General features: G+C 48.7%; 15 protein-coding genes. 9 read left to right on the top strand and 6 right to left on the bottom strand.

Features of this window, described 5'->3' with window-relative positions:
- Positions 1-456 (bottom strand): carbonic anhydrase (locus AAY72_RS01850; protein WP_057785367.1); only part of this gene is annotated, 456 nt, incomplete at its 3' end.
- A 265-nt stretch (positions 457-721) separates the two neighbouring features.
- On the opposite strand from AAY72_RS01850, the gene AAY72_RS01845 reads away from it, so the two are divergent.
- Positions 722-1,249 carry a hypothetical protein gene (locus AAY72_RS01845; RefSeq protein ID WP_008982992.1) on the top strand — a complete coding sequence of 176 codons (528 nt, stop codon included), beginning with the start codon at positions 722-724 and terminating at the stop codon, positions 1,247-1,249.
- Positions 1,250-1,333: 84 nt separating this feature from the next.
- Here the strand turns inward: AAY72_RS01845 and AAY72_RS01840 are convergent, their stop codons facing one another.
- Positions 1,334-2,086 (bottom strand): YciK family oxidoreductase, encoded by a 753-nt coding sequence (locus AAY72_RS01840; protein WP_057785378.1) that lies wholly within the window; start codon positions 2,084-2,086, stop codon positions 1,334-1,336.
- Between the two features lie 225 nt (positions 2,087-2,311).
- Here AAY72_RS01840 and AAY72_RS01835 point away from each other — a divergent pair, with 225 nt between their 5' ends.
- The 3 genes from AAY72_RS01835 (at position 2,312) to AAY72_RS01825 (ending at position 6,490) form a co-directional block, all read left to right on the top strand.
- The gene (locus AAY72_RS01835) at positions 2,312-4,699 is read left to right on the top strand and encodes a VolA/Pla-1 family phospholipase (RefSeq protein ID WP_057785366.1); all 2,388 of its coding nucleotides are present in this window, start codon (positions 2,312-2,314) and stop codon (positions 4,697-4,699) included.
- 106 nt (positions 4,700-4,805) lie between these two features.
- Positions 4,806-5,804: a protease SohB gene (sohB, locus tag AAY72_RS01830; protein WP_008982995.1), complete on the top strand. Its 999-nt coding sequence runs from the start codon at positions 4,806-4,808 to the stop codon at positions 5,802-5,804.
- The gene (locus tag AAY72_RS01825) at positions 5,771-6,490 is read left to right on the top strand and encodes a thiopurine S-methyltransferase (protein WP_231728868.1); all 720 of its coding nucleotides are present in this window, start codon (positions 5,771-5,773) and stop codon (positions 6,488-6,490) included. The genes sohB and AAY72_RS01825 overlap by 34 nt, the downstream gene beginning before the upstream one ends.
- 27 nt (positions 6,491-6,517) lie before the next feature.
- Here AAY72_RS01825 and AAY72_RS01820 read toward each other — a convergent pair whose 3' ends face one another.
- Positions 6,518-7,855 carry a dicarboxylate/amino acid:cation symporter gene (locus AAY72_RS01820; RefSeq protein WP_057785376.1) on the bottom strand — a complete coding sequence of 446 codons (1,338 nt, stop codon included), beginning with the start codon at positions 7,853-7,855 and terminating at the stop codon, positions 6,518-6,520.
- 163 nt (positions 7,856-8,018) lie between these two features.
- Between AAY72_RS01820 and AAY72_RS01815 the strand changes: the two genes are divergently transcribed.
- A complete protein-coding gene (locus AAY72_RS01815) occupies positions 8,019-10,244 on the top strand; it encodes an Ig-like domain-containing protein (RefSeq protein ID WP_057785365.1) in 2,226 nt (741 codons plus the stop codon).
- A gap of 90 nt (positions 10,245-10,334) precedes the next feature.
- Here the strand turns inward: AAY72_RS01815 and astB are convergent, their stop codons facing one another.
- Positions 10,335-11,675: an N-succinylarginine dihydrolase gene (gene astB / locus AAY72_RS01810; RefSeq protein WP_057785364.1), complete on the bottom strand. Its 1,341-nt coding sequence runs from the start codon at positions 11,673-11,675 to the stop codon at positions 10,335-10,337.
- Between the two features lie 226 nt (positions 11,676-11,901).
- On the opposite strand from astB, the gene topA reads away from it, so the two are divergent.
- Entirely contained in the window at positions 11,902-14,487 is a 2,586-nt protein-coding gene (topA, locus tag AAY72_RS01805; RefSeq protein WP_008983002.1) for a type I DNA topoisomerase, read from the top strand.
- A gap of 47 nt (positions 14,488-14,534) precedes the next feature.
- On the opposite strand, the gene AAY72_RS01800 is transcribed toward topA, so the two are convergent.
- Entirely contained in the window at positions 14,535-15,299 is a 765-nt protein-coding gene (locus AAY72_RS01800) for a hypothetical protein (protein WP_008983003.1), read from the bottom strand.
- 282 nt (positions 15,300-15,581) lie between these two features.
- Here AAY72_RS01800 and cysB point away from each other — a divergent pair, with 282 nt between their 5' ends.
- Positions 15,582-16,559: an HTH-type transcriptional regulator CysB gene (gene cysB / locus AAY72_RS01795; RefSeq protein ID WP_008983004.1), complete on the top strand. Its 978-nt coding sequence runs from the start codon at positions 15,582-15,584 to the stop codon at positions 16,557-16,559.
- Here cysB and mutH read toward each other — a convergent pair.
- Positions 16,556-17,236, bottom strand: coding sequence for a DNA mismatch repair endonuclease MutH (gene mutH, locus AAY72_RS01790; RefSeq protein WP_008983005.1), 681 nt, complete (start codon positions 17,234-17,236; stop codon positions 16,556-16,558). The genes cysB and mutH overlap by 4 nt on opposite strands.
- Positions 17,237-17,616: 380 nt before the next feature.
- Here mutH and rppH point away from each other — a divergent pair, with 380 nt between their 5' ends.
- Together rppH and ptsP are read left to right on the top strand one after the other, a co-directional pair.
- Positions 17,617-18,123: an RNA pyrophosphohydrolase gene (rppH, locus tag AAY72_RS01785; RefSeq protein ID WP_040291187.1), complete on the top strand. Its 507-nt coding sequence runs from the start codon at positions 17,617-17,619 to the stop codon at positions 18,121-18,123.
- Positions 18,124-18,149: 26 nt separating this feature from the next.
- Positions 18,150-20,408 carry a phosphoenolpyruvate--protein phosphotransferase gene (gene ptsP / locus AAY72_RS01780; protein WP_057785363.1) on the top strand — a complete coding sequence of 753 codons (2,259 nt, stop codon included), beginning with the start codon at positions 18,150-18,152 and terminating at the stop codon, positions 20,406-20,408.
- Positions 20,409-20,492 lie beyond the last annotated feature (84 nt).

The raw sequence follows: 20,492 nt of genomic DNA, 5'->3' as shown, positions 1-20,492 counted from the left end.
TTTCTGGGGATACCTCAGGCGGTTCACCCGTTGATCCTCGGTTTCCAGGCAATCAATTTGCTGGCGGTGCAGCGCATAAACATCTTTTACATTACGTAGCCAGTTATCGACGAAACCGACGCGCTGATTCAATAGCGCTGCTTTAACACCACCACAGCCATAATGGCCAACCACTAAAATATGTTTCACTTTCAAAATATCGATAGCGTATTGCAATACCGACAAGCAGTTCATATCGGAATGCACCACCAGATTAGCGACGTTGCGATGCACAAAGAGTTCGCCCGGCATCAGGCCGACGATTTCATCAGCAGGCACCCGGCTGTCTGAGCAACCAATCCACAGATACTCGGGTGCCTGTTGCTCGGAGAGTTGTTTAAAGAAGCCAGGCTGTTCACGTTCAATACGATCGGCCCAATTGCGGTTGTTAATAAACAAATTGTTAAAGTCTGGCATCTTAGCGCTCACGAAGACAAAATCGCGACACAATAACGGATTTTTCGCAAACTACAACACTGACCAGCCAAAACAGACTCAGCTACTGTATTGGCAGCACAGGCGTTTACAATAAATTTAGATAGCATATATCAACACTAATGGGGACAAATTAGTAACGCAATATTAAATGAATGATAGCTGAATAATATCGATATTATAAAAGCACTTTTGTTGTTACATCATTTCCGTTATCATGTCGCGGATTATTAAACGGGAGTCTAAGATGTCTTTATTACTTGATAAACGCGAGTTAAAGAAAGCCGCAAGAGAATTAACGCTGGCTAAGTTAAATGATGTTCTGGAGACGTTACAATCAGTGCTGGCAGAACGTCAGTCTGAGCTGGATGCGATCAATGAAATTGAACGCTTCGCCCGTGAAAAAGGATTTACACTGGAGCAGTTAGGTTATAAACAGGTACAAGAGGTGGTTGCCAGTACACCGGCGTCAGTAAGCAGTGATGACAAAAAGCCAGTTAAGCCTAAATTTAAAACGCTGAATAAAGATAGCCAGTATTTTTATGTTGAGAATGGCAAGTTACAATTATTGCGGACTCATACAATGAAAAAAGGTTTGCAGGAACGCGGAATTGATGTGGTTCCCGCCGCCAAGGTAGACAAAAAGTTTGCTAAAGATATTGAGCGTTTATTAGCCGATGCCACTGAGCAGGCAGTCACAAACTATAATCAGAAAGTGTTAGTTTGGAATGATTGGGCCAGAGTTAATGGTGGTGAGTTATTAGAACAGCGTTAAGCTGATGTCTTGCTTGTAATAGTTCAAAGCAAGGTCTTTACCAATAAACCCGGCATTGCCGGGTTTATCATTGTAAGAAGCGAGCTATTTTGGTTGCGCATCCAGCGATTGCCCGGTAACACCAATACTGGCATCACTCATCAGATATAAATAAAGCCACATTAAATCCTCCGGCGTTTTCAGTTTTTGCGGGTCTTCACCCGGATAGGCTTTAGCACGCATACTGGTGCGGGTAGCACCCGGATTGATACAGTTCACCCTCAGGCTGGTATTATCATATTCATCGGCGAGGATTTGCATCAATCCTTCAGTGGCAAATTTTGACACTGCATATGGCCCCCAAAATGCCCGGCCTTTGCGACCAACACCCGATGATGTAAATACCACTGATGGCTGCTGACTTAACTGCAACACAGGAATTAGCGCCTGAGTCATTAACATCGCCGCAGTAACATTGATTTGCATAATATCTTGCCAGGTAGGCAAGTCGATATGTTCAAAGGGCGTTAAAACCCCCAACAGGCCTGCGTTATGCAGTAAACCATCAAGGCGACCGAATTCAGCACGGATCGTTGCCGCCATATCCTGATAATGCTTTTTGGTCGCGCCTTTTAAATCCAGTGGCACTATTGCCGGCTCCGGATAACCTGCCGCCACGATCTCGTCATAAACTGCAGTGAGTTTAGCGGTTGTTTTTCCTAACAGAATAACGGTAGCGCCGTAGCGGGCGAAAGTTACAGCGGCGGTTTTGCCAATACCGTCTCCGGCGCCAGTGATTAAGATGACTTTGTCTTGCAGCACACCCGCCGGTGCATCATAAGATGGTGGAACTTGCATTTCATGCTCCCAAGCCAGAAAAAATGGCGTCAGGATACGCCGAAAGCCGGCATTTTGCACCTTTCTTCACGATATCTTTGTTTTTGCTCTAGCGCTCTTGAAAACTTTGAGTTAACTTTAACTGGTCGTAGCTGTTAGCCATTAACAGCCGCCTAATTCAGAAATAAGCAGAGTAAGGTTTTGCTTTGCAATAAAAAAATACCAGTGATGGACAGGGGAGAAGATATGAACAAGCTGGCAATAAGTATTGCTGTCACAGCGGCGCTCGGTCTGGCGGGTTGTGGTGATTCGCTGGATGATATCAAACAGGATGTCGTGGACTCCGGGACGGTGGTAGTCCCTAGTTCCCGAGTTGTGTTTGACCCTACAGCCGGTCAGGTTTCGGTACCAAATGACTTACTATTTCAGGGAACTAACGACGGCACCTTAACTCTGGATAGTGGTGCTACGCCTGACTACACTAACCCGCAAGTAGCTTTAGGTGCCTTGGATGGTTGGTCAACGCAGAATCCTTTTAGTATTGCACTAAACTTCCCAGCCGGCGTATCGCTGAATATGGATTCGGCGCGGGCACCAGGCTCTGTTCGTCTGTTTAAAGCCTTGATGGGCGATCCGGCATCACCTGATGCGGATTGTCGGCCAGTACCTCGCGGTTTGGCGTGTAAAATTGTCGCTGAATTACAATACGGCGTTGATTTTGTATCGGCGGGCAGTGGTAACAGTGTCGCTGTGATTCCGTTAAAGCCACTGGAGGGGGCAACCACTTATCTGTTGGCGTTAACCAATGGCTTGAAAGACAGCACCGGCGCAGCCATTAAACCATCGACCACTTATGAACTGGTAAAACAAGATCTGGCGACTAATCCATTAGCGACCGATGCACAGCGCGGCCTGCAGGCAGTGATCAATAGCTTCGAAAGCACTATGCTGCGCGACGAAGGTTTACCGAAAGAAAGTATTATCTACACCGCTGCCATTACTACACAATCGACGGCAGCGGTAATTGCTAACTTAAAGCTGCTGATGGCATCTCCTACACCAACCGGTTATGCGCCTGGTCAGTTAACGGTGCAGAATACCGGCTTGAGAGTGTCTCAATTAAATCCGGCGTTTGCTACTTCGCCGGCGTTTCAGTTAGCACGCTATTATCAGGGCAGCATGACGCTTCCTTATTTCCTGGGCGTACCTTCAGCTGAAAATGTCACGGCACCGCTAAATACCCGTTGGACAGCGCGTTGTGACAGTGGTGCTATTATTGCTGCGCTACCACCAAGTATGAAACCTGCCACGCCGGTTTCCGAGAATGATGGTTTTTGCCAGGCAGTCAGTAACGGTGCTTTGCGCGATTTAGGTGTTGACAGTGCCCGTCACCTGACCAAATTTAATACTATTCCTAAGATCAACAGCTATCAGAACGTCGAAGTTCAGATGACAGTGCCGGATACCAACTTTATTCCAATGCCTGAAGCCGGGTGGCCGGTAGTGATTCTGCAGCACGGTATTACGTCGAATAAGCAAGCGATGCTGGCTATCACGGGTACACTCAGCTCTCAGGGCTTTGCGACTATTGCGATCGACCATCCATTGCATGGTAGCCGCGGTTTTAGCTATGAAACCCCTGACCGTACTTTAAACTTTAATGCGTCGACTAACTCAGCGACAGATTATATGAACCTGTCTAACCTGTTAGTAACCCGCGATAACTTGCGGCAAAGTATTGCTGACATGTTAGCGCTGCGTTTTGCATTAAATACGATTAGCGGTGTCACTGTTGATTTAAGCCGGGTTCAATTTTTAGGCCATTCACTGGGTGGTATTACCGGTGCCAGTATGGTTGCTGTTGCTAATGCGCCGTCTGGTAACGCCATGTTAGACGCGGCCTTTAAGGTTGAAACGGCCGTGCTGGCAATGCCAGGCGGTGCCGTTGCTAACTTCCTGTTAGATTCGCCGTCATTTGGTCCACTGATTAAAGCCAGTGTGATGTTGGGTGCAGGCGGGGAGTTAACCAGTCAATTTGTAACCTATATTGCGACCAATACCGATTGTGGTGCGCCAACGGCAGCAACGGCGGCAACCTGGCCAGCCTGTGCAGCACCTGCTGTTAATACTTATCTGGCGAGCTTGCAGCAAACCGGTAATACTGCTCAGTTAGCGCGTATTACCGCAACGCTGACGCAGTTCGCCTTTGCGGCGCAAACCGTAACCGATAGCGGTGACCCAAATAATTATGCACAAATGTTGGTAGCGGGTAACACCCCAACCTATATTATTGAAGTGGTAGGTGATGGCGCAGACAATAAGCCGGATCAGGTTATTCCAAACGGCTTCTTTAATCCGTTGACGGCGTTAGCGCAAGGCCGGATGGCTTTGGCCGGTACTGAACCGCTGGCGCGTCTATTAGGTGTTGTCGCCGTGCCGGCGCAGGCACCGGGTGTCGCGCTGGATGGTAACAATGCCTTAACCCGCTTTAATGCCGGTGACCATGGCTCTATTCTGAGCCCGGCAGCCAGTGCCGCCGCCACGGGTGAGATGCAATACCAGACGGCAACCTTCTTCCTCAGTCGCGGTACCCAGATTGGGGTGCAGAATCCGGCAGTTATCGCCGGTAATTAAGGTCTGGCGACCTTAAACTAAACAGCCCGGCTGCACTTGCGCCGGGCTGTTGCTTTTTCGGATATCGGCATAACATAGCGAAACATTGCTGTAGTAGGAGGATGCTTTGGCATTTTTATATGAATATGGGCTGTTTTTAGCTCAGGTTGCGACCCTGGTTGTCGCACTGGCGGTCATTATTGCTTTAGTCACTGGCGCAGCAGTTAAAAGCCGACCCCGCAAAGGTCAGTTAGAGGTAACGGATTTAAATCAAAGCTTTTATCAGCATCAGGAATTGTTGCAACAGCATTTGTTAGACAAAAAGGCCTTCAAAAAATGGCAAAAAACCGCCCATAAAGCCTATGACGCCTTAACCGAACAACCTAAACGGCTGTTTGTTCTGGAATTTAATGGCAGCCTTGATGCCCGCGAGGCCGAGGCATTGCGGGAGGAAGTCAGTGCGGTATTAGCCGTTGCCACGCCTGAGGATGAGGTATTATTGAAACTGGAAAGTGGCGGCGGTGTAGTGCATGGTTATGGCTTGGCGGCCTCTCAGTTAGATCGCTTAAAGCAGCAAAAAATAACCTTAACCGTTGCCGTCGATAAGGTCGCTGCCAGCGGCGGTTATATGATGGCTTGTGTCGCTGATAAAATCCTCGCTGCGCCTTTTGCTATTGTTGGCTCTATCGGCGTGATCGCGCAATTACCTAATTTCAATAAATTACTGAAAAAGCACGATGTGGATTTTGAGCAGTTTACTGCAGGTGAATTCAAAAGAACGGTAACCTTGTTTGGAGAAAACACGGACAAAGGCCGGCAAAAGTTTCAGCAGGAGTTGGAAGAAACACACCAGTTGTTTAAAACCTTTGTTGCTGAGCATAGACCACAACTGGCTCTGGAACAGGTAGCGACCGGTGAACACTGGTTTGGCTATCAAGCTAAGGCGTTAGGTTTGGTCGATGTGCTTAGTACCAGTGATGATTATTTGCAGGCCGCGTGCAAGGAACGTCAGGTACTCGCGGTAAAATTTAGTCAGCGTAAACGTCTGGCTGAAAAGCTCGGCTCAGCAAGTGCCAGTTTTGGTGCTGACTTGTGGCAAAAGCTGCAACAAAAGCGCTGGTTTTAGCGGCGATGGAAGCGGAATTTTGGCATCAGTGCTGGCAGCAGAATCAACTGGGGTTTCAACTTACAGAACCTCACCCGCTATTGCAGCAGTATCTCCCCCGGATCCTGGCGAAACGCCCGGATGACTGTAATGAAATTGTGTTGCCACTATGTGGCAAAACGCCCGACTTACTGTTTTGCCAGCAATTTTTACCGGTGCAGGGGTTTGAGTTATCGCCGATTGCCTGTCAGGATTTTTTTCGGGAGCATAATCTGGCAGTCAGCTGTCAGCCCTGGCCGGATCCTGAGCTGCAGTTTATGCATTATCAGGCAGAACGCATTCAGCTTTGGCAGGGCGATTTCTTTCAGGTGCCTGATAAATGGGTATCAGACAGCGCACTCATTTACGACCGGGCAGCGTTAATTGCCTTGCCGGCAGAGATGCGCCAACACTATGCAACAAAGCTGATGTCCTGGTTAGTGCTTGGTGCTGAGTTACTGGTCATTACGCTGGAGTATCCACAGCAGGAGCGATCAGGGCCGCCATTTTCAGTACCGGCAGCGGAATTAACGGTGTTATTTCCAAATTGCCAGATCGAGTTGTTAGATACCGTTGATATTACCGGGCAGGGCTTTGGTCGCCGCCGGATGGCGACCAGTTACTTGCTGGAAAAAATTTGGACAATCCGTTACAAAAACGGCGCCTAGTGGCGCCGAGTTTGGAAACCGGTCAGGTTAATCCCGCAAATGGTGAAAGTCGATAGTTTCCTCTTTCAAGCCTGCTCGCGGATCATTAAATACCTTTTGGTCAAATTCCCCCTCACTTTTTGCTACGATCACTGACACCATAGCATCACCGGTAATATTGACCGAGGTCCGGGTCATATCCAGTAAACGGTCAACACCGATAATCAGCGCTATTCCTTCCACCGGTAAACCAACCTGTTGCAATACCATTGCCAGCATAATTAAGCCGACACCGGGGACGCCTGCTGTACCAATTGATGCCAGGGTTGCGGTTAGAATGACCATCAGATAATCCGTGAGGCTCAGATCCACGCCAAAAACCTGGGCAATAAATACCGTCGCAACCCCCTGCATAATTGCCGTACCGTCCATATTAATGGTTGCCCCTAATGGAACGGTAAAAGAGCTGATACTGTTATTAACACCAAGTTTTTTATTTACCGTTTCCATAGTCACCGGCAAGGTGGCATTGCTGCTGGAAGTGCTAAAAGCAAACAGCGCCGCATCGCGCATTTTACGTAAAAATATCAGCGGATTTAAACCGGTTAGTGTTTTCAGCAGCGTAGGATAAACCGCCAGGCCATGGAACAGCAGGACAAAGAGCACCACTAAAAAATACTTTAATAAACTGGCAATGGTTTCAAAGCCTAGGGTGGTAAATAGCTTGGCCATCAGGAAAAACACGCCATAGGGTGCCAGATTCATTAGTAACGTCACCAGCTTCATAATGATTTCATTAAAATCATTGAATAATGCTGCAATCCGTTCACCTGCCTGCCCACTCAAGGCAACCGCTAAACCAAACAACACGGCAAAGACAATAATCTGTAGCATATTGCCGGAAGCCATCGATTGAATCGGGTTACTTGGGAAAATATTAATAAATACCTGTGCCAGGGTAGGGGCAGAACTAACGTCAAAAGTCGCATCGCTTTGCATTTCAACGCCGTTGCCGGGGCTGGCCAGTAGCGCTGCGCCGATCGCCAAACTAATTGCCAGCGCCGTAGTCAGAATATAGAGCCCGATAGATTTTCCACCAAGGCGGCCCAGCTTAGAGGTATCCGACAAGGAACAGGTACCACAAACCAGTGAAACAAATACCAGCGGCACCACCAACATTTTTAAGCTGGCGATAAAAATCTCACCGCCGACGTGAAAAATACCGTCAACAAAAAAAGCTTTAAGCGGTAACGACATACCAAGCAGCGTTAAATGGCGTTCATCCGCTCCTGCCAATAACCATTGGAAGAAAAAGCCCACGGCGATGCCTGCCGTCATACCTAACACGATACGGGCGGTCAGGCTGAGTTTTTTAGTTGTTGTCATCTTACTCATCATCTAATACTGGTAATAATTATAGGGTAACAGTTTGTGCAGCTGCATGGCAGATCAGGAATAATTTTTTTTAAATAACGCTGCCGGCTGGATATTTATTAGTTTAAGATACAGAATTAACAAAACTATATAAAAAGAGCTAGGGAGAGTTTTCATGCTGAGCATCCGGCAACTCTGGGTTGTGATTGTTATTTTCGCACTGTCAGCTTGTGGCGGTGGCGGTACTTTAGAAAGCGGTGGCGGGTCAGGCGGCGGAGGCTCTGGCTCGACACCTGTTTACACTTTGCAAGTTGAACTCCTTAATGCCACTGGCGCGGCTAACAGCTCGCTTTCTGCAAGCCAGCCATTAACCGTTAGAGCGACATTAACCGCAACCCAAAACGCGGCCATCGCTGGCAAAGTCATTGCCTTTACCATTGACAGAGAAGGTCTGGCGTCGTTATCCAGTAATACCGGCACTGCGTTGACAGACAGTAATGGTGTCGCCACCCTGACGCTCAATGTCGGTACGGTAAGCGGTGCAGGCTTGCTCACCGCAACCTATAGCGAAGGCGAAACCGTCCGTGCCAGTCGAGCAGTTGGGTTTCAGTCTGCCGGAGATGGAGGTGGTGAAACCGGTGTTACTATTTCCAGCGTTCGCGTTTTGGCAGATCGCACCCAACTGGGATCGGGAGCGTCAGAGGCAATTCAGCTCTCTGCATTGGTACGGGATGCTAATAATGTTTTGTTGGCGGATATCCCAGTTGTGTTTTCTGCGGACTCTGGTGAATTGGAAATTGTTTCCAGTACGACAGAACAAGATGGTGTTGCCAAGGCAAAACTGACCAGTCAAATTGATAAGTCAATTCGTGACATCCGAGTTAGTGCCAGAGTTGGTGGCGTTGAGGACGTAATAATGGTGCGGGTAGTTGGCACTATCCTTGAGGTGGTTGCCCCCTCAGCCGTGGTGCTCGGCGATCAGGTTACCTTCAACTTTTCCCTGCAAGACTCTGCTGGTCAGGGGATTGCGAATCAGCAACTTCAGGTAACGTCGGCATTAGGTAATGCATTGAGTCAGACGAATCCGACAACGGGCAATAATGGTCAGGTCAGTATTCAATATAACGCAGCGATGAGTGGTGACGATACCGTTACGGTCACTGCGTTAGGCTTAAGTCAAACCTTTGCAATCAGTGTTAAAGCCGATAGTTTCGTTTTTTTACCTGCCGATGATCTGCAAGTTCCGGAAATTGAGTTAAATCAACCGGAGTCATTACGACTCGAGTGGCTAACAGATGGTATTCCGAATGCTAATAGCCCAGTGCTATTCTCGACTACGCGGGGCCAAATTGCTGAGACGGAGGCAGGTTTAGCGACTGCTCAAGTAGTTGCTCAAACTACGACTGGAACAGATGGTCAGGCTGAAGTCTTCATACGGTCAGCTTTTGCAGGTTTATCTACCATATCTGCTCGTGGTGGCGATAATGAGGTTAATACCCAAAGGTTGGTGGAATTTATAGCAGTAAACCCAAGTATAGTAGAAGTGCAGGCATTTCCTGCTCAGGTAATTCCGGGTGAAAGCAGCGCAATTCGTGCTATTGTCCGCGACGCCAATAATAACCCTGTCAAAAACCAGCTGGTCGCATTTTCGCTTGAAAATAGCGCCGGAGGCTCTATCAGCTCCGGAACTGCGATCACTAACTCTCAAGGTGTAGCAACGACATCATTTACTGCTGACCTCAATACTGGAGCTGGTGTTGAGCAGAGGAATCTTGTGGTGAATGCTTCTTTGGTCAACAATAGTAGTATTGCGGATACAACCGATATTAGTGTTGGTGGCCGGACACTGTTTTTCCGCTTTGGTACTGGTAATACTGTTGAATTGCCGAGCCCGAGCCTTTATCGGAAAGAGTTCTCGATTATTGTCACTGATGCGTCAGGTAATCCAGTAACTAACCAACCACTAAATCTTGCAGTTGTCTCACTTGGGTACCGTAAAGGCTACTGGGAAAAATCGCCACCACCACCGGAGACTTTTAAAGTTTGGGCTGCAGTTACCACCGCCTCTTGTGTAACAGAAGATGTTAATTTCAACGGCATCATGGATAGTGGCGAAGACTTTAATGGTGACAATCAGCTCACTCCAGGCAATCTGGCGACAGTGCCCAGAACCGTGACCTCTAATAATGAAGGGATTGCCGTCTTCAACGTGACTTATCCAAGAGATGTCGCCCCGTGGTTAGACGTAAGGTTGCAGGTTTCGGGCTTTGCTGCCGGTACCGAAAATATTAGCTACCGAGAGTATGCCCTACCGGTGGCTGCGGCAGATGTTACTCAAGAGAACATAGCGCCTCCTGATAACCCGTTTGGCGTGGTAGCCAACTGCGCTACAGCGGACTAATGTGATTGATGATAACTAAAAAGGAGCCAGTCGGCTCCTTTTTATATTATGCACTACCAGAAAAATACGGTAGCTAGTTAGTACTAGAACTTAACGCTGAAAACTATAAACCGAACCTAACTGCAGAATTTGGGTTAACTCATCTAAAGCAGTGCGCGATTCAATCATCAGCTGTGGATCGGCCAGATCAGCTTCGCTTAACTGGTCGCGATAGTGCTTATCGACCCAGGTATTTAAACGCCCGAATAGTGCATCGGACATCAATACTGCCGGATTAACAGCCTGACGTTCCTGTTCGGTTAGCACGACACGCAGTCTCAAGCAGGCTGGGCCGCCACCGTTGCGCATACTTTGTTTAACATCAAAATATTTAACCTGGCGAATGGGCGTATCCTGTTCGCATAATTCGGTGAGATAGCGATACACACCGGCGTGCTCCTGACATTCGGTAGGCGCGATAATCACCATTTCACCGGATGGCAGGTTTATTAATTGGGTGTTAAACAAGTAGGTATTGACTGCATCGGCGACTGAAACCTGTTGATCTTTAACTTCAATAAAATGCAGCGGGCTGGCTTCACCAAATTTCTGCCGGATTTCAGCCAGTTTCTGCTGGGTGTCTAAAAATGCTTGCTGGTGATAAAACAGCACATTACGGTTACCTACCGCAATAACATCATTGTGAAACACGCCCTGATCGATCACTGCCGGGTTTTGTTGTAGATAAACCGTGCCAGTATCACTTAAGCCATGTAAACGTGCCACTGCCTGACAGGCTTCCAGCGTTTGCCGGGCCGGGTAACGTTGCGGTGCGGGTTTACTGCTATCAAAGGCGTGACGGCCATAAACGAACAGCTCGATACCGGCTTTGGCGTAGTCGCTGCATAAGCGCGTATGATTAGCGGCGCCCTCGTCACCAAAATGATCGTTATCCGGTAAGTGCTGATGATGTGCAAAATGGCGGCTATCATTAAACATCGCCCGCAAAATACGTCCGGTAGTTTCCGGCTCTAACGAGCGATGAAACTTATTGGTCAGGTTCGCAGGGGTAAAATGGACCTTGCCATCAGCGGTGTCAGCGCTCGGCGATACCGTTGCCGCGTTAGCTGTCCACATGCTGGATGCTGAACAGACCGCACGATAAACCTCTGGCGCTTGTGTTGCAGCCTGAGTAATCACCTGGGTGTCAGTACCGCTAAATCCTAACCGGCGCAGCGCAGCCAGGTCTGGCCGCTCTTGTGGTGCTAACACGCCTTGTAACATACCCAGATCGTGCAGGGCTTTCATTTTTTGCAGCCCTTGTTTGGCTGCTTGCTTCGGGCTGGAAGCGTTTTTAGCGTTGTTTAAAGAGGCAACATTACCGACTGACAAACCGGCATAGTTGTGCGTCGGCCCTACCAGGCCGTCAAAATTGGCTTCATAAGCTTGCATTTCAATATTTATCCTTATTTGTTGCGACGCTGTTTTTGTTGTTTTTGGTCGCGGGATGTTATGCTTCATTTTTTTAGATGGTCAGAGACTGGTCAATTCAGCGAAAAAACCAGCCAACAGGCATAATAATCAGTTTAGACACTTGTCACAATAACGGTTTGCGGATATACGTTTAAAAAAGGGGCGTCAGACTAGGGCGTCGTGCTGAAGGATCTTTGGATTAAAAATGGCAAAATCACTGGTTATAGTTGAATCACCGGCAAAAGCGAAAACCATTAATAAATATTTGGGTAGCGATTTTATCGTTAAATCCAGTGTGGGGCATATCCGGGATCTGCCCACGAGTAGCAGCAAAGATAAAGCCAAAACCACGGATAAAAGCCTGAGTAAAGCCGAGAAGGAATATCAGGCCCTGGTGGATCGGATGGGGATTGATCCGGCGCATGGCTGGAAAGCCCGCTATGAAATTCTGCCCGGCAAAGAAAAAGTGGTGAAAGAGCTCAAAGCCTTGGCTGAGAAAGCGGATACGGTTTATCTGGCAACGGACTTAGACCGTGAAGGGGAGGCGATTGCCTGGCATTTGCGTGAAGTCATTGGTGGTGATGAGCAAAAATTTAAGCGGGTGGTCTTTAACGAAATTACTAAGAATGCCATTACCCAGGCCTTCCAGGTGCCAGGTGCTTTGAATCTGGACCAGGTCGATGCCCAGCAAGCACGACGTTTCCTCGATCGGGTGGTCGGTTTTATGGTATCGCCACTGCTGTGGAAAAAGGTTGCCCGCGGGCTATCCGCAGGCCGGGTGCAATCGGTCGCTGTGCGGTTAGTGGTAGAACGGGAACGGGAAATTAAAGCCTTTGTACCGGAGGAGTACTGGAGTATCGATGCCGATACCTTGACTGCCGCCAAGGCGCCACTGCAACTTGCGGTACAGAAACATGCCGGCAAAACCTTTAACCCGGTAAATAAAGCCGCTGCCGATGCGGCACTGGCGATATTACGCCAGGCTGAATACCGCGTCGTCGAGCGCGAAGATAAACCGAGCAGCAGTAAGCCACAGGCACCTTTTATCACTTCAACCCTGCAACAAGCCGCGAGTACCCGTCTTGGTTACGGGGTGAAAAAAACGATGATGTTGGCGCAGCGGCTTTATGAAGCAGGTCATATAACCTACATGCGTACCGACTCGACCAACCTGAGTGTCGATGCCGTCAATCAGTGTCGGGAATATATTGGCGATACCTTTGGGCCAGCCTATCTGCCTGCGGAGCCAATCAGTTACGGTAGCAAAGCCAATGCACAAGAGGCTCACGAAGCCGTGCGGCCATCCGACGTCACGGTGTTGGCATCGGCCCTGACTGATATGGAAGCCGATGCCCGTAAGCTCTATGAATTAATTTGGCGCCAGTTTGTGGCCTGTCAGATGCCGGCTGCGCAATATGATGTGACCAATATCACCGTCAGTGCAGCGGATTTTGAATTGAAAGCGAAAGGCCGGGTACTGCGTTTTGACGGCTGGACCAGGGTGCAACCAGCAGTAAAGCGCAAAGGCGAAGAAGAAGCCGAGCTACCTGATGTGAAAACCGGCGAAGTCCTGAGTTTGCAGGACCTTATTGCAGCACAACACTTTACCAAACCGCCAGCCCGCTTTAGCGAAGCCAGCCTGGTAAAAGAGCTGGAAAAACGTGGTATTGGACGGCCCTCGACCTATGCCGCCATTATTTCCACTATTCAGGAACGTGGCTATGTTCGGGTGGAAAATAAGCGGTTTTACGCCGAAAAAATGGGGGAAATTGTAACGGACCGCTTGGTTGAAAACTTCGATGATCTGATGAATTACGATTTTACTGCCAATATGGAGCTGAAGCTGGATGATATTGCGAAAGGGCAATTAAGCTGGCGCCGTGAGCTGGACCAGTTTTATCAGGGCTTTAGCCAAAAATTGCAAACCGCTGAATTGGAGCCAGAGCAAGGTGGGATGCGCGTCAACCAGTTTGTGTTAACCGATATTGATTGTCCGACCTGCGGTCGCAAGATGGGGATTCGTACGGCTTCTACCGGCGTATTCCTCGGGTGTTCGGGTTACAACTTACCACCCAAAGAGCGCTGTACTACGACGATGAATCTGGTGTCAGGCGAAGAAGCGGTGCATGTTGCCGATGATGAACTGGAAACCGAAGCGCTACGTCAGAAAAAACGCTGTGCTAAATGTGGTACCGCGATGGATTCGTACCTGATTGATGAGCAGCGCAAACTGCATGTTTGTGGTAACAATCCACAGTGTGATGGCTACTTGGTGGAGCAGGGCAACTTCAAGCTGAAGGGTTATGAGGGCCCTGAGATTGAATGTGATAAGTGCGGCGCGCAGATGCAGTTAAAATCCGGCCGCTTTGGTAAATATTTTGGCTGTACTAACAGCGAGTGTAAAAACACCCGTAAGTTATTACGCAACGGCGAAGCGGCTCCTCCGAAAGAAGATCCGGTTCATTTGCCAGAGTTAAAATGTGAGAAGTCGGATACCTATTTTGTGTTGCGCGATGGGGCTTCAGGTGTGTTTCTGGCAGCGGCAAACTTCCCGAAATCACGTGAAACCCGCGCGCCACTGGTGAGTGAGTTAAAGCAATTTCGTGACCGGCTGTCGCCAAAGTTTTTCTATCTGGCCGATGCGCCGGAGCAGGATAAGCAAGGTAACCCAGCTATAGTGCGTTATAGCCGCAAAACTAAGCAGCAGTATGTAATGACCGAGCAGAATGGTAAAGCGACCGGCTGGTCGGCCTGGTATGAGAATGGCCGTTGGGTCGTTACTGATAAATAGCCAGCGTTGTGTTTAACAAAACAGGGCCCCAGGGCCCTGTTTTGTTATTACCATTTGCGTTTTGGCGCAAAGAGCTCATCGATATCTTTATTCTCTTTTTCACCACGTTTTTCGATATCCCGCGCATTACCCTGCTTGAGTTCAACGGTAATTTCTTCCAGCGCCATTTGGGCTTCTGAAATACGATTAGTAACATAATCATTCTGGTGACTGGTATGACGCAATACAGTCAACGCTTTTTCAAAATATTGACGTGCAGAGCCCAACATATTATTGGCTCGGGCGTTACGACCACGTTTTAATTGGCTCTCAACATTTATTCGCAATTGCAGTAAATCTAACCGGCGATCTTCATCGATAACTAACTGGGTATCCATGTTACCTCTGGCATGCTCAGCCCGCAGCAGGGTTCTGAGTTTCTTAATACCTTTAACCATGGCAAGTAATTGTTGATCGTTGTCAGGCAGGCCCGGTATATCTGCGATTGCTTGTTGGGCATTACTCAGTTCGCTGACGCGCTTTTCGGTTTCATCAAGTCGTTGCTGCAGATCTTTTGCCGTTGGCTCCAATTCGACCATGGCTCGTAACAGATAACTGATCCGTCTTAGTAACATCAACGATAGGCCGGTAGATAGCGGGACATTGGCGGCGTTAAACAAAATTTCTTCTGTTTCTTCCAGACCATGTCGTAGCTTCGTATATTCAGCACGTTTCAATGCCCGTAACCGCTCCCGATGCTGTTGCATCACATTAACGGTAATCGCGATAATCACCAAAGCTAAGATTAGCGTGATGATCAGGGGTAAGACCATTTACACCTCTGTCTTTCAGGATATGCCAACATCTTAATCGGAAAAACCACAGATGAACAGCCAAGCTTTGGCGTTGTTTATGCTCCGTCGTTCTACCACTAAAACCAATTTTGCTATTTATTAGCTTAAGCAAAAGTTGCGCCAAAAATTCATCTGCTGCAAGTGCGGTAGTATAGACTTTCGCCTAACAACATTTTGATATAGAAACTGCTAGTATAGAAAGCTATTGGAATATCTCTGTCATCAGGTATAGTGACATTTGGTTAGAAAGGATCTTTAGCGATGAAATTACAACAATTACGCTATATCGTTGAGGTGATGAATCATAATCTGAATGTCTCATCCACCGCTGAAAGTTTGTATACCTCCCAACCGGGTATCAGCAAGCAAATTCGAATGTTGGAAGATGAGTTAGGTATTCAGGTTTTTGGGCGGAGCGGCAAACATTTGACGCACGTTACCCCGGCAGGTCGCGAGGTGATAGAGATTGCGCAGCAAATTTTGGCGAAAGTGGAAAATATCAAAGCCATCGCCAAAGAGCATACGCTGCCAGATCAGGGCAAGTTGAATATTGCCACAACGCATACTCAGGCCCGCTATGCACTGCCACCGGTGATTCGTAGTTTTATGCAAAAGTTCCCGCGGGTCTCTTTGCATATGCATCAGGGTTCGCCGCAACAAATTTCCGAAGCAGCGTCGCGTGGTGATGCGGACTTTGCCATTGCCACTGAGGCGTTACACCTATACAACGATTTGGTGATGTTGCCCTGTTATCACTGGAACAGGAGCGTGATCGTCCGTAAAGATCATCCGCTTGCTCAACTTAGCCACAAAGTACAAATTGAGGATGTAGCGCGTTTTCCGATTGTTACCTATGTCTTCGGCTTTACCGGACGTTCGGAGTTGGATCGCGCCTTTGCCGCCCGGCAACTGGAACCGCAAATCGTGTTTACTGCCACAGATGCCGATGTCATTAAAACCTATGTCCGGCTTGGCTTGGGGGTGGGGGTTATCGCTTCCATGGCCATCGACCCGGTGCTGGACCAGGATTTAGTCGCGCTGGATGCCAGTCACTTATTCGATGCCTCTACTACCAAAATTGGCTTTCGTAAGGGCGCGTTTTTACGCACCTATATGTACGACTTTATCGAGCGCTTTGCACCGCACCTGACTAAAGATGTTGTAGAAAAAGCCAATGCTTTGCGTAGTCAGGAAGAAATTGACAGGATGTTCAGCAAGTTTGACCTGCCGGTACGTTAACGCTCGCTCTCTAATCCAAATGCCTGCGCTAAGATAGCCCGGGTAAAAGCCACTTTTAGATAAAAACCGCGTGGCAGGCTAAGTACTGGCCTGCCATCAGCACCAATAGCCGCTGTCAGTGCTTTACTGTCAGCGGCTTTGGGGCGCAGCTGTAATACCTTACCATGCGCGCCTTTAATTTGAGCCAAACGTCCCAGTGCAATCAGCTCCATCAGCTCTTCCCAGTCTTGTCGCAGTAAAGCCTGCTGCGCGGCGTCGGGTTGCCAGATAAAGCCCTGACCAATAATCCTATCGGCCGGTGCCATATCTCGCTCTGCTAGTATCGGTAACCACAAGACGCGGCTCAGTTTGCGGCAGACCCAGGATTCAGGCCATTGTTGCCCGGTTGCCCCGGTAAGGGGGGCAACACAAACATAGGTACTTTCCAGCGGCTTGCCATGTCGGTCAATGGGCAGGGTTTTTAGCTCGAGCTCAAGGTGCGGGAAGTCATGGATCGCTTGTGAGCCACCGCTGGCGCCTAGCGCTAATTCCAATAGTTGGCCCACCCAGCCTTTATCACGCCGCAAATCGGCAGGAACCGGCACCTGTAATTCAGCCGCCAATTGGCCAAGTGTCAGGCCGGCAATCTGCTGACAACGGGCGAGTATTTGATCAAGGTTAGCAGGGGCAGCAGGCATCGTGACGTTCGTTAGCTAAGTGAATTATTACCCTAGCATTTTTTTGCTGTGACGGCTGCTTAAAAACGCAGCAAACTAACTTATGCACAGACAAAGCTGCTAAGCTGGCAGTCGGTTAATTAGCTAACTAAATGAAATTTAATATAAAAACCTATTTATTAAATCTTGATTTCGACAGGGACAAGAAGTTATCCAGTGATTAACTCTGGCTTATCCAAGGCTTTATGCACAGACTCTGTGAAAAAGTTCACAGTGTTGCCGCTTAAACTTATCTTGCTGTGGATAACTTGTGTGAAGTAAGCTGAAAATACCGTTTGCCGCCACGGCAACTTTGTGAAAGAATCTTTGCTATAGCAGACAGAGACTTGCTTGAGGTTAGTGTGATCGATGCCGAGGGTTTCCGGCCCAATGTCGGCATAGTGATTTGTAACACCCATGGACAGGTGTTTTGGGCGAAACGATATGGTCAGCATTCCTGGCAATATCCACAGGGCGGTATTGACGACGGGGAAACTCCCGAACAGGCAATGTACCGTGAACTGCACGAAGAAGTTGGGCTAAGGCCCGAAGACGTAGAAATTATTGCGACAACCAAACATTGGTTACGCTATAAGCTGCCAAAACGACTGATTCGTAAAGACAGTAACCCGGTGTGTATTGGGCAAAAGCAAAAGTGGTTTTTACTACGACTGACTTGCCGGGAAGAAGACGTAAATCTGGCGAAAACCAGTCACCCCGAGTTTGATAGCTGGCGTTGGGTCAGTTATTGGTATCCGGTGCGGCAGGTGGTTTCCTTTAAACGGGAAGTGTATCGCAAGGTTATGAAAGAATTCGCTCCGGTCGCTTTGCCTTTTATTCGCCGGGATAGCAGTAAACGTAAACCATAAACAACCTTCAAATTAATGAGGTTAGTATGTTAGGCCAGTTGCGGCGTATTGTTCAGGATGTGGCACAGGAGCCGATACTTAACAAGGCGCTCGCTGGCTTGGTCAGTAGTATTAAACACGCGTTAGCCACCGAATGTTGCTCGGTCTATCTTGCCGATTATGAACAGCAGCATTTTATGCTAATGGCAACTGATGGTTTAAATCAGGATGCCGTTGGCAAAGTGTCGATTGGTTTTTCCGAAGGCTTGATTGGTTGGGTTGGCCAACGGGAAGAACCCATCAATCTGGCTCAGGCCCAATTACACCCACGATTTAAAGTCACGCCAGAGGTCAGCGAAGATCGCTTTTCGGCGTTTTTAGGCTGCCCTATTATCCATCATCGCAAAGTGCTGGGCGTGCTGACGATTCAGCAATCTGCAGAGCGCGTCTTTAGCGAAGATGAAGAGTCCTTTTTGGTGACCCTCGGCGTGCAACTGGCATCAGTGCTGGCTAATGCTGAAATGCGTGATGCAGCCAGCCGCAGTCCAAGTTACCAACAACAGGCAACACAGTTGCATGGGTTACCCGGTGCGCCGGGAATGGCGATAGGTAAGGCTTATGTGCTGCAGCCTGCCAGCGATTTTGCCGCGATTTCACTGAAAAAAGCCGATGATCCGGAAAAAGAACTGGCGCTGTTCTATCGCGCAGTAAAGATTACTAAAGCGGAATTTAATCGTCTGGCCGAGCGGATGTCACAACATTTGCCGGAAGATGCGCTGGCGATTTTTGATGTTTATCACCAGTTACTGGATGCCGCCAGCCTGGGGCGGGAGATTGAAGAGCAAATTGCTGAAGGCTGGTGTGCCAAAAGTGCCTTGAAGCGGGTTGTAGAGCGTTTTGCCCGCCAGTTTGATGATATGGAAGATCCTTATCTGCGTGAGCGTGGTTTGGATATCCGCGATCTGGGGCAGCGGGTGCTGAATAATTTGCTGGATACCGAACAGCGCCGGGCCAAGTTGCCGGAAAAAGTGGTATTAGTTGCCGATGAAGTGACCGCGACCATGTTGGCCGAAATTCCACGCGAGCAGTTAGTTGCCGTGGTGTCATTGCGCGGATCAGTCAACTCGCACGCTGCTATTATGGCCAGAGCGCTGGGGATCCCAGCGGTAATGGGGGTCAGCGAACTACCTCTTTTACACTGGCATGAACAAAAAGTTATCGTTGACGGTTACCAGGGCTTGATTTTGCTGTCGCCAACCGAGGCGGTCAGTAATGAATACCTGCGACTGATCAGTGAAGACGTCGCCTTGCATGCCAGGTATCAGGAAGAAATTCACTTGCCGTCACAGTCGCAATGTGGTGAGCGCTTTAAATTTATGGTGAATTCCGGTCTGGCGGTAGAGCTGGAGAACCAAAACGCCCAGTACACGGATGGCGTTGGTTTATACCGAACTGAATTTCCGTTTATTATCCGCAGTCGTTTTCCTACCGAGCAAGAGCAGGTCGAGCTCTACACGAAGGTGTTAACCGGTTATCCGGGGAAAACCGTGGTGATGCGTACGCTGGATGTTGGCGGTGATAAAGCCTTACCTTATTTCAGTATTATCGAAGAAAACCCGTTTCTAGGCTGGCGTGGTATCCGGTTAACCTTGGATCATCCGGAAATTTTTCTGGTGCAAATCCGGGCGATGATCAAGGCCAATATTGACCAAAATAATCTGCATATTCTGCTGCCGATGGTTTGTGATTTAGCGGAAGTCGATGAGTCGGTGCGCTTAATTCGCCAAGCTTGCTTTGAGGTTAGCGACGAGCTGGGTATTGCCTTACCAAAACCGAAAATTGGCGTGATGATTGAGGTGCCTTCGGTTTTATACTTATTGCCGGAGCTGGCTGAAAAGGTCGATTTCTGTTCGGTTGGTACCAACGATTTAACGCAGTATCTGCTGGCCGTGGATCGTAATAATGCCCGGGTTGCTAACCTCTATGATGCGCTACACCCTGCCGTACTGCGCGCGCTGTATCAATTGGGCCAGCAGGCGCAAGCGTTAAAGTTTCCGATCAGTATCTGTGGCGAGCTGGGTGGTGAACCAGCAGGGGTGTTGTTACTGGCGGCCATGGGATTCCGGCGTTTTAGTATGAATAGCAGCAATTTGGCGCGGATAAAGTGGTTATTGCGGCGGGTTGATTTGTCGGAGCTGGCATTACTGTTACCAGAAGTCCTCTGTTGTCACTCGCCAAAACAAGTACGGCTGCAGGTACAGCGCTTTTTGGAACAAAAGCAGCTGTTAGCCCAGGTCCGGGCCTGACGCAAGCTAAGATGAGCCAGCGCTTAACCCTACTGCAGCAGCCAACGGCTTCTGGTACACTAGGGCTATCTTGTGTTGCTGAGT

This window comes from Alishewanella sp. WH16-1 (assembly GCF_001441695.1).
Classification (GTDB): Bacteria; Pseudomonadota; Gammaproteobacteria; order Enterobacterales; family Alteromonadaceae; genus Alishewanella; species Alishewanella agri.
The sequence above is the reverse complement of the archived record's forward strand: the minus strand, read 5'-3'. Positions and strand labels throughout refer to the sequence as shown.

Excerpts from the sequence above, each read along its gene's own strand:
- AAY72_RS01845 (WP_008982992.1), top strand. The coding sequence starts at position 722 with ATGTCTTTATTACTTGATAAACGCGAGTTAAAGAAAGCCGCAAGAGAA.
- AAY72_RS01840 (WP_057785378.1), bottom strand. The coding sequence starts at position 2,086 with ATGCAAGTTCCACCATCTTATGATGCACCGGCGGGTGTGCTGCAAGAC.
- AAY72_RS01835 (WP_057785366.1), top strand. The coding sequence starts at position 2,312 with ATGAACAAGCTGGCAATAAGTATTGCTGTCACAGCGGCGCTCGGTCTG.
- AAY72_RS01820 (WP_057785376.1), bottom strand. The coding sequence starts at position 7,855 with ATGACAACAACTAAAAAACTCAGCCTGACCGCCCGTATCGTGTTAGGT.
- AAY72_RS01815 (WP_057785365.1), top strand. The coding sequence starts at position 8,019 with ATGCTGAGCATCCGGCAACTCTGGGTTGTGATTGTTATTTTCGCACTG.
- astB (WP_057785364.1), bottom strand. The coding sequence starts at position 11,675 with ATGCAAGCTTATGAAGCCAATTTTGACGGCCTGGTAGGGCCGACGCAC.
- topA (WP_008983002.1), top strand. The coding sequence starts at position 11,902 with ATGGCAAAATCACTGGTTATAGTTGAATCACCGGCAAAAGCGAAAACC.
- AAY72_RS01800 (WP_008983003.1), bottom strand. The coding sequence starts at position 15,299 with ATGGTCTTACCCCTGATCATCACGCTAATCTTAGCTTTGGTGATTATC.
- cysB (WP_008983004.1), top strand. The coding sequence starts at position 15,582 with ATGAAATTACAACAATTACGCTATATCGTTGAGGTGATGAATCATAAT.
- mutH (WP_008983005.1), bottom strand. The coding sequence starts at position 17,236 with ATGCCTGCTGCCCCTGCTAACCTTGATCAAATACTCGCCCGTTGTCAG.
- ptsP (WP_057785363.1), top strand. The coding sequence starts at position 18,150 with ATGTTAGGCCAGTTGCGGCGTATTGTTCAGGATGTGGCACAGGAGCCG.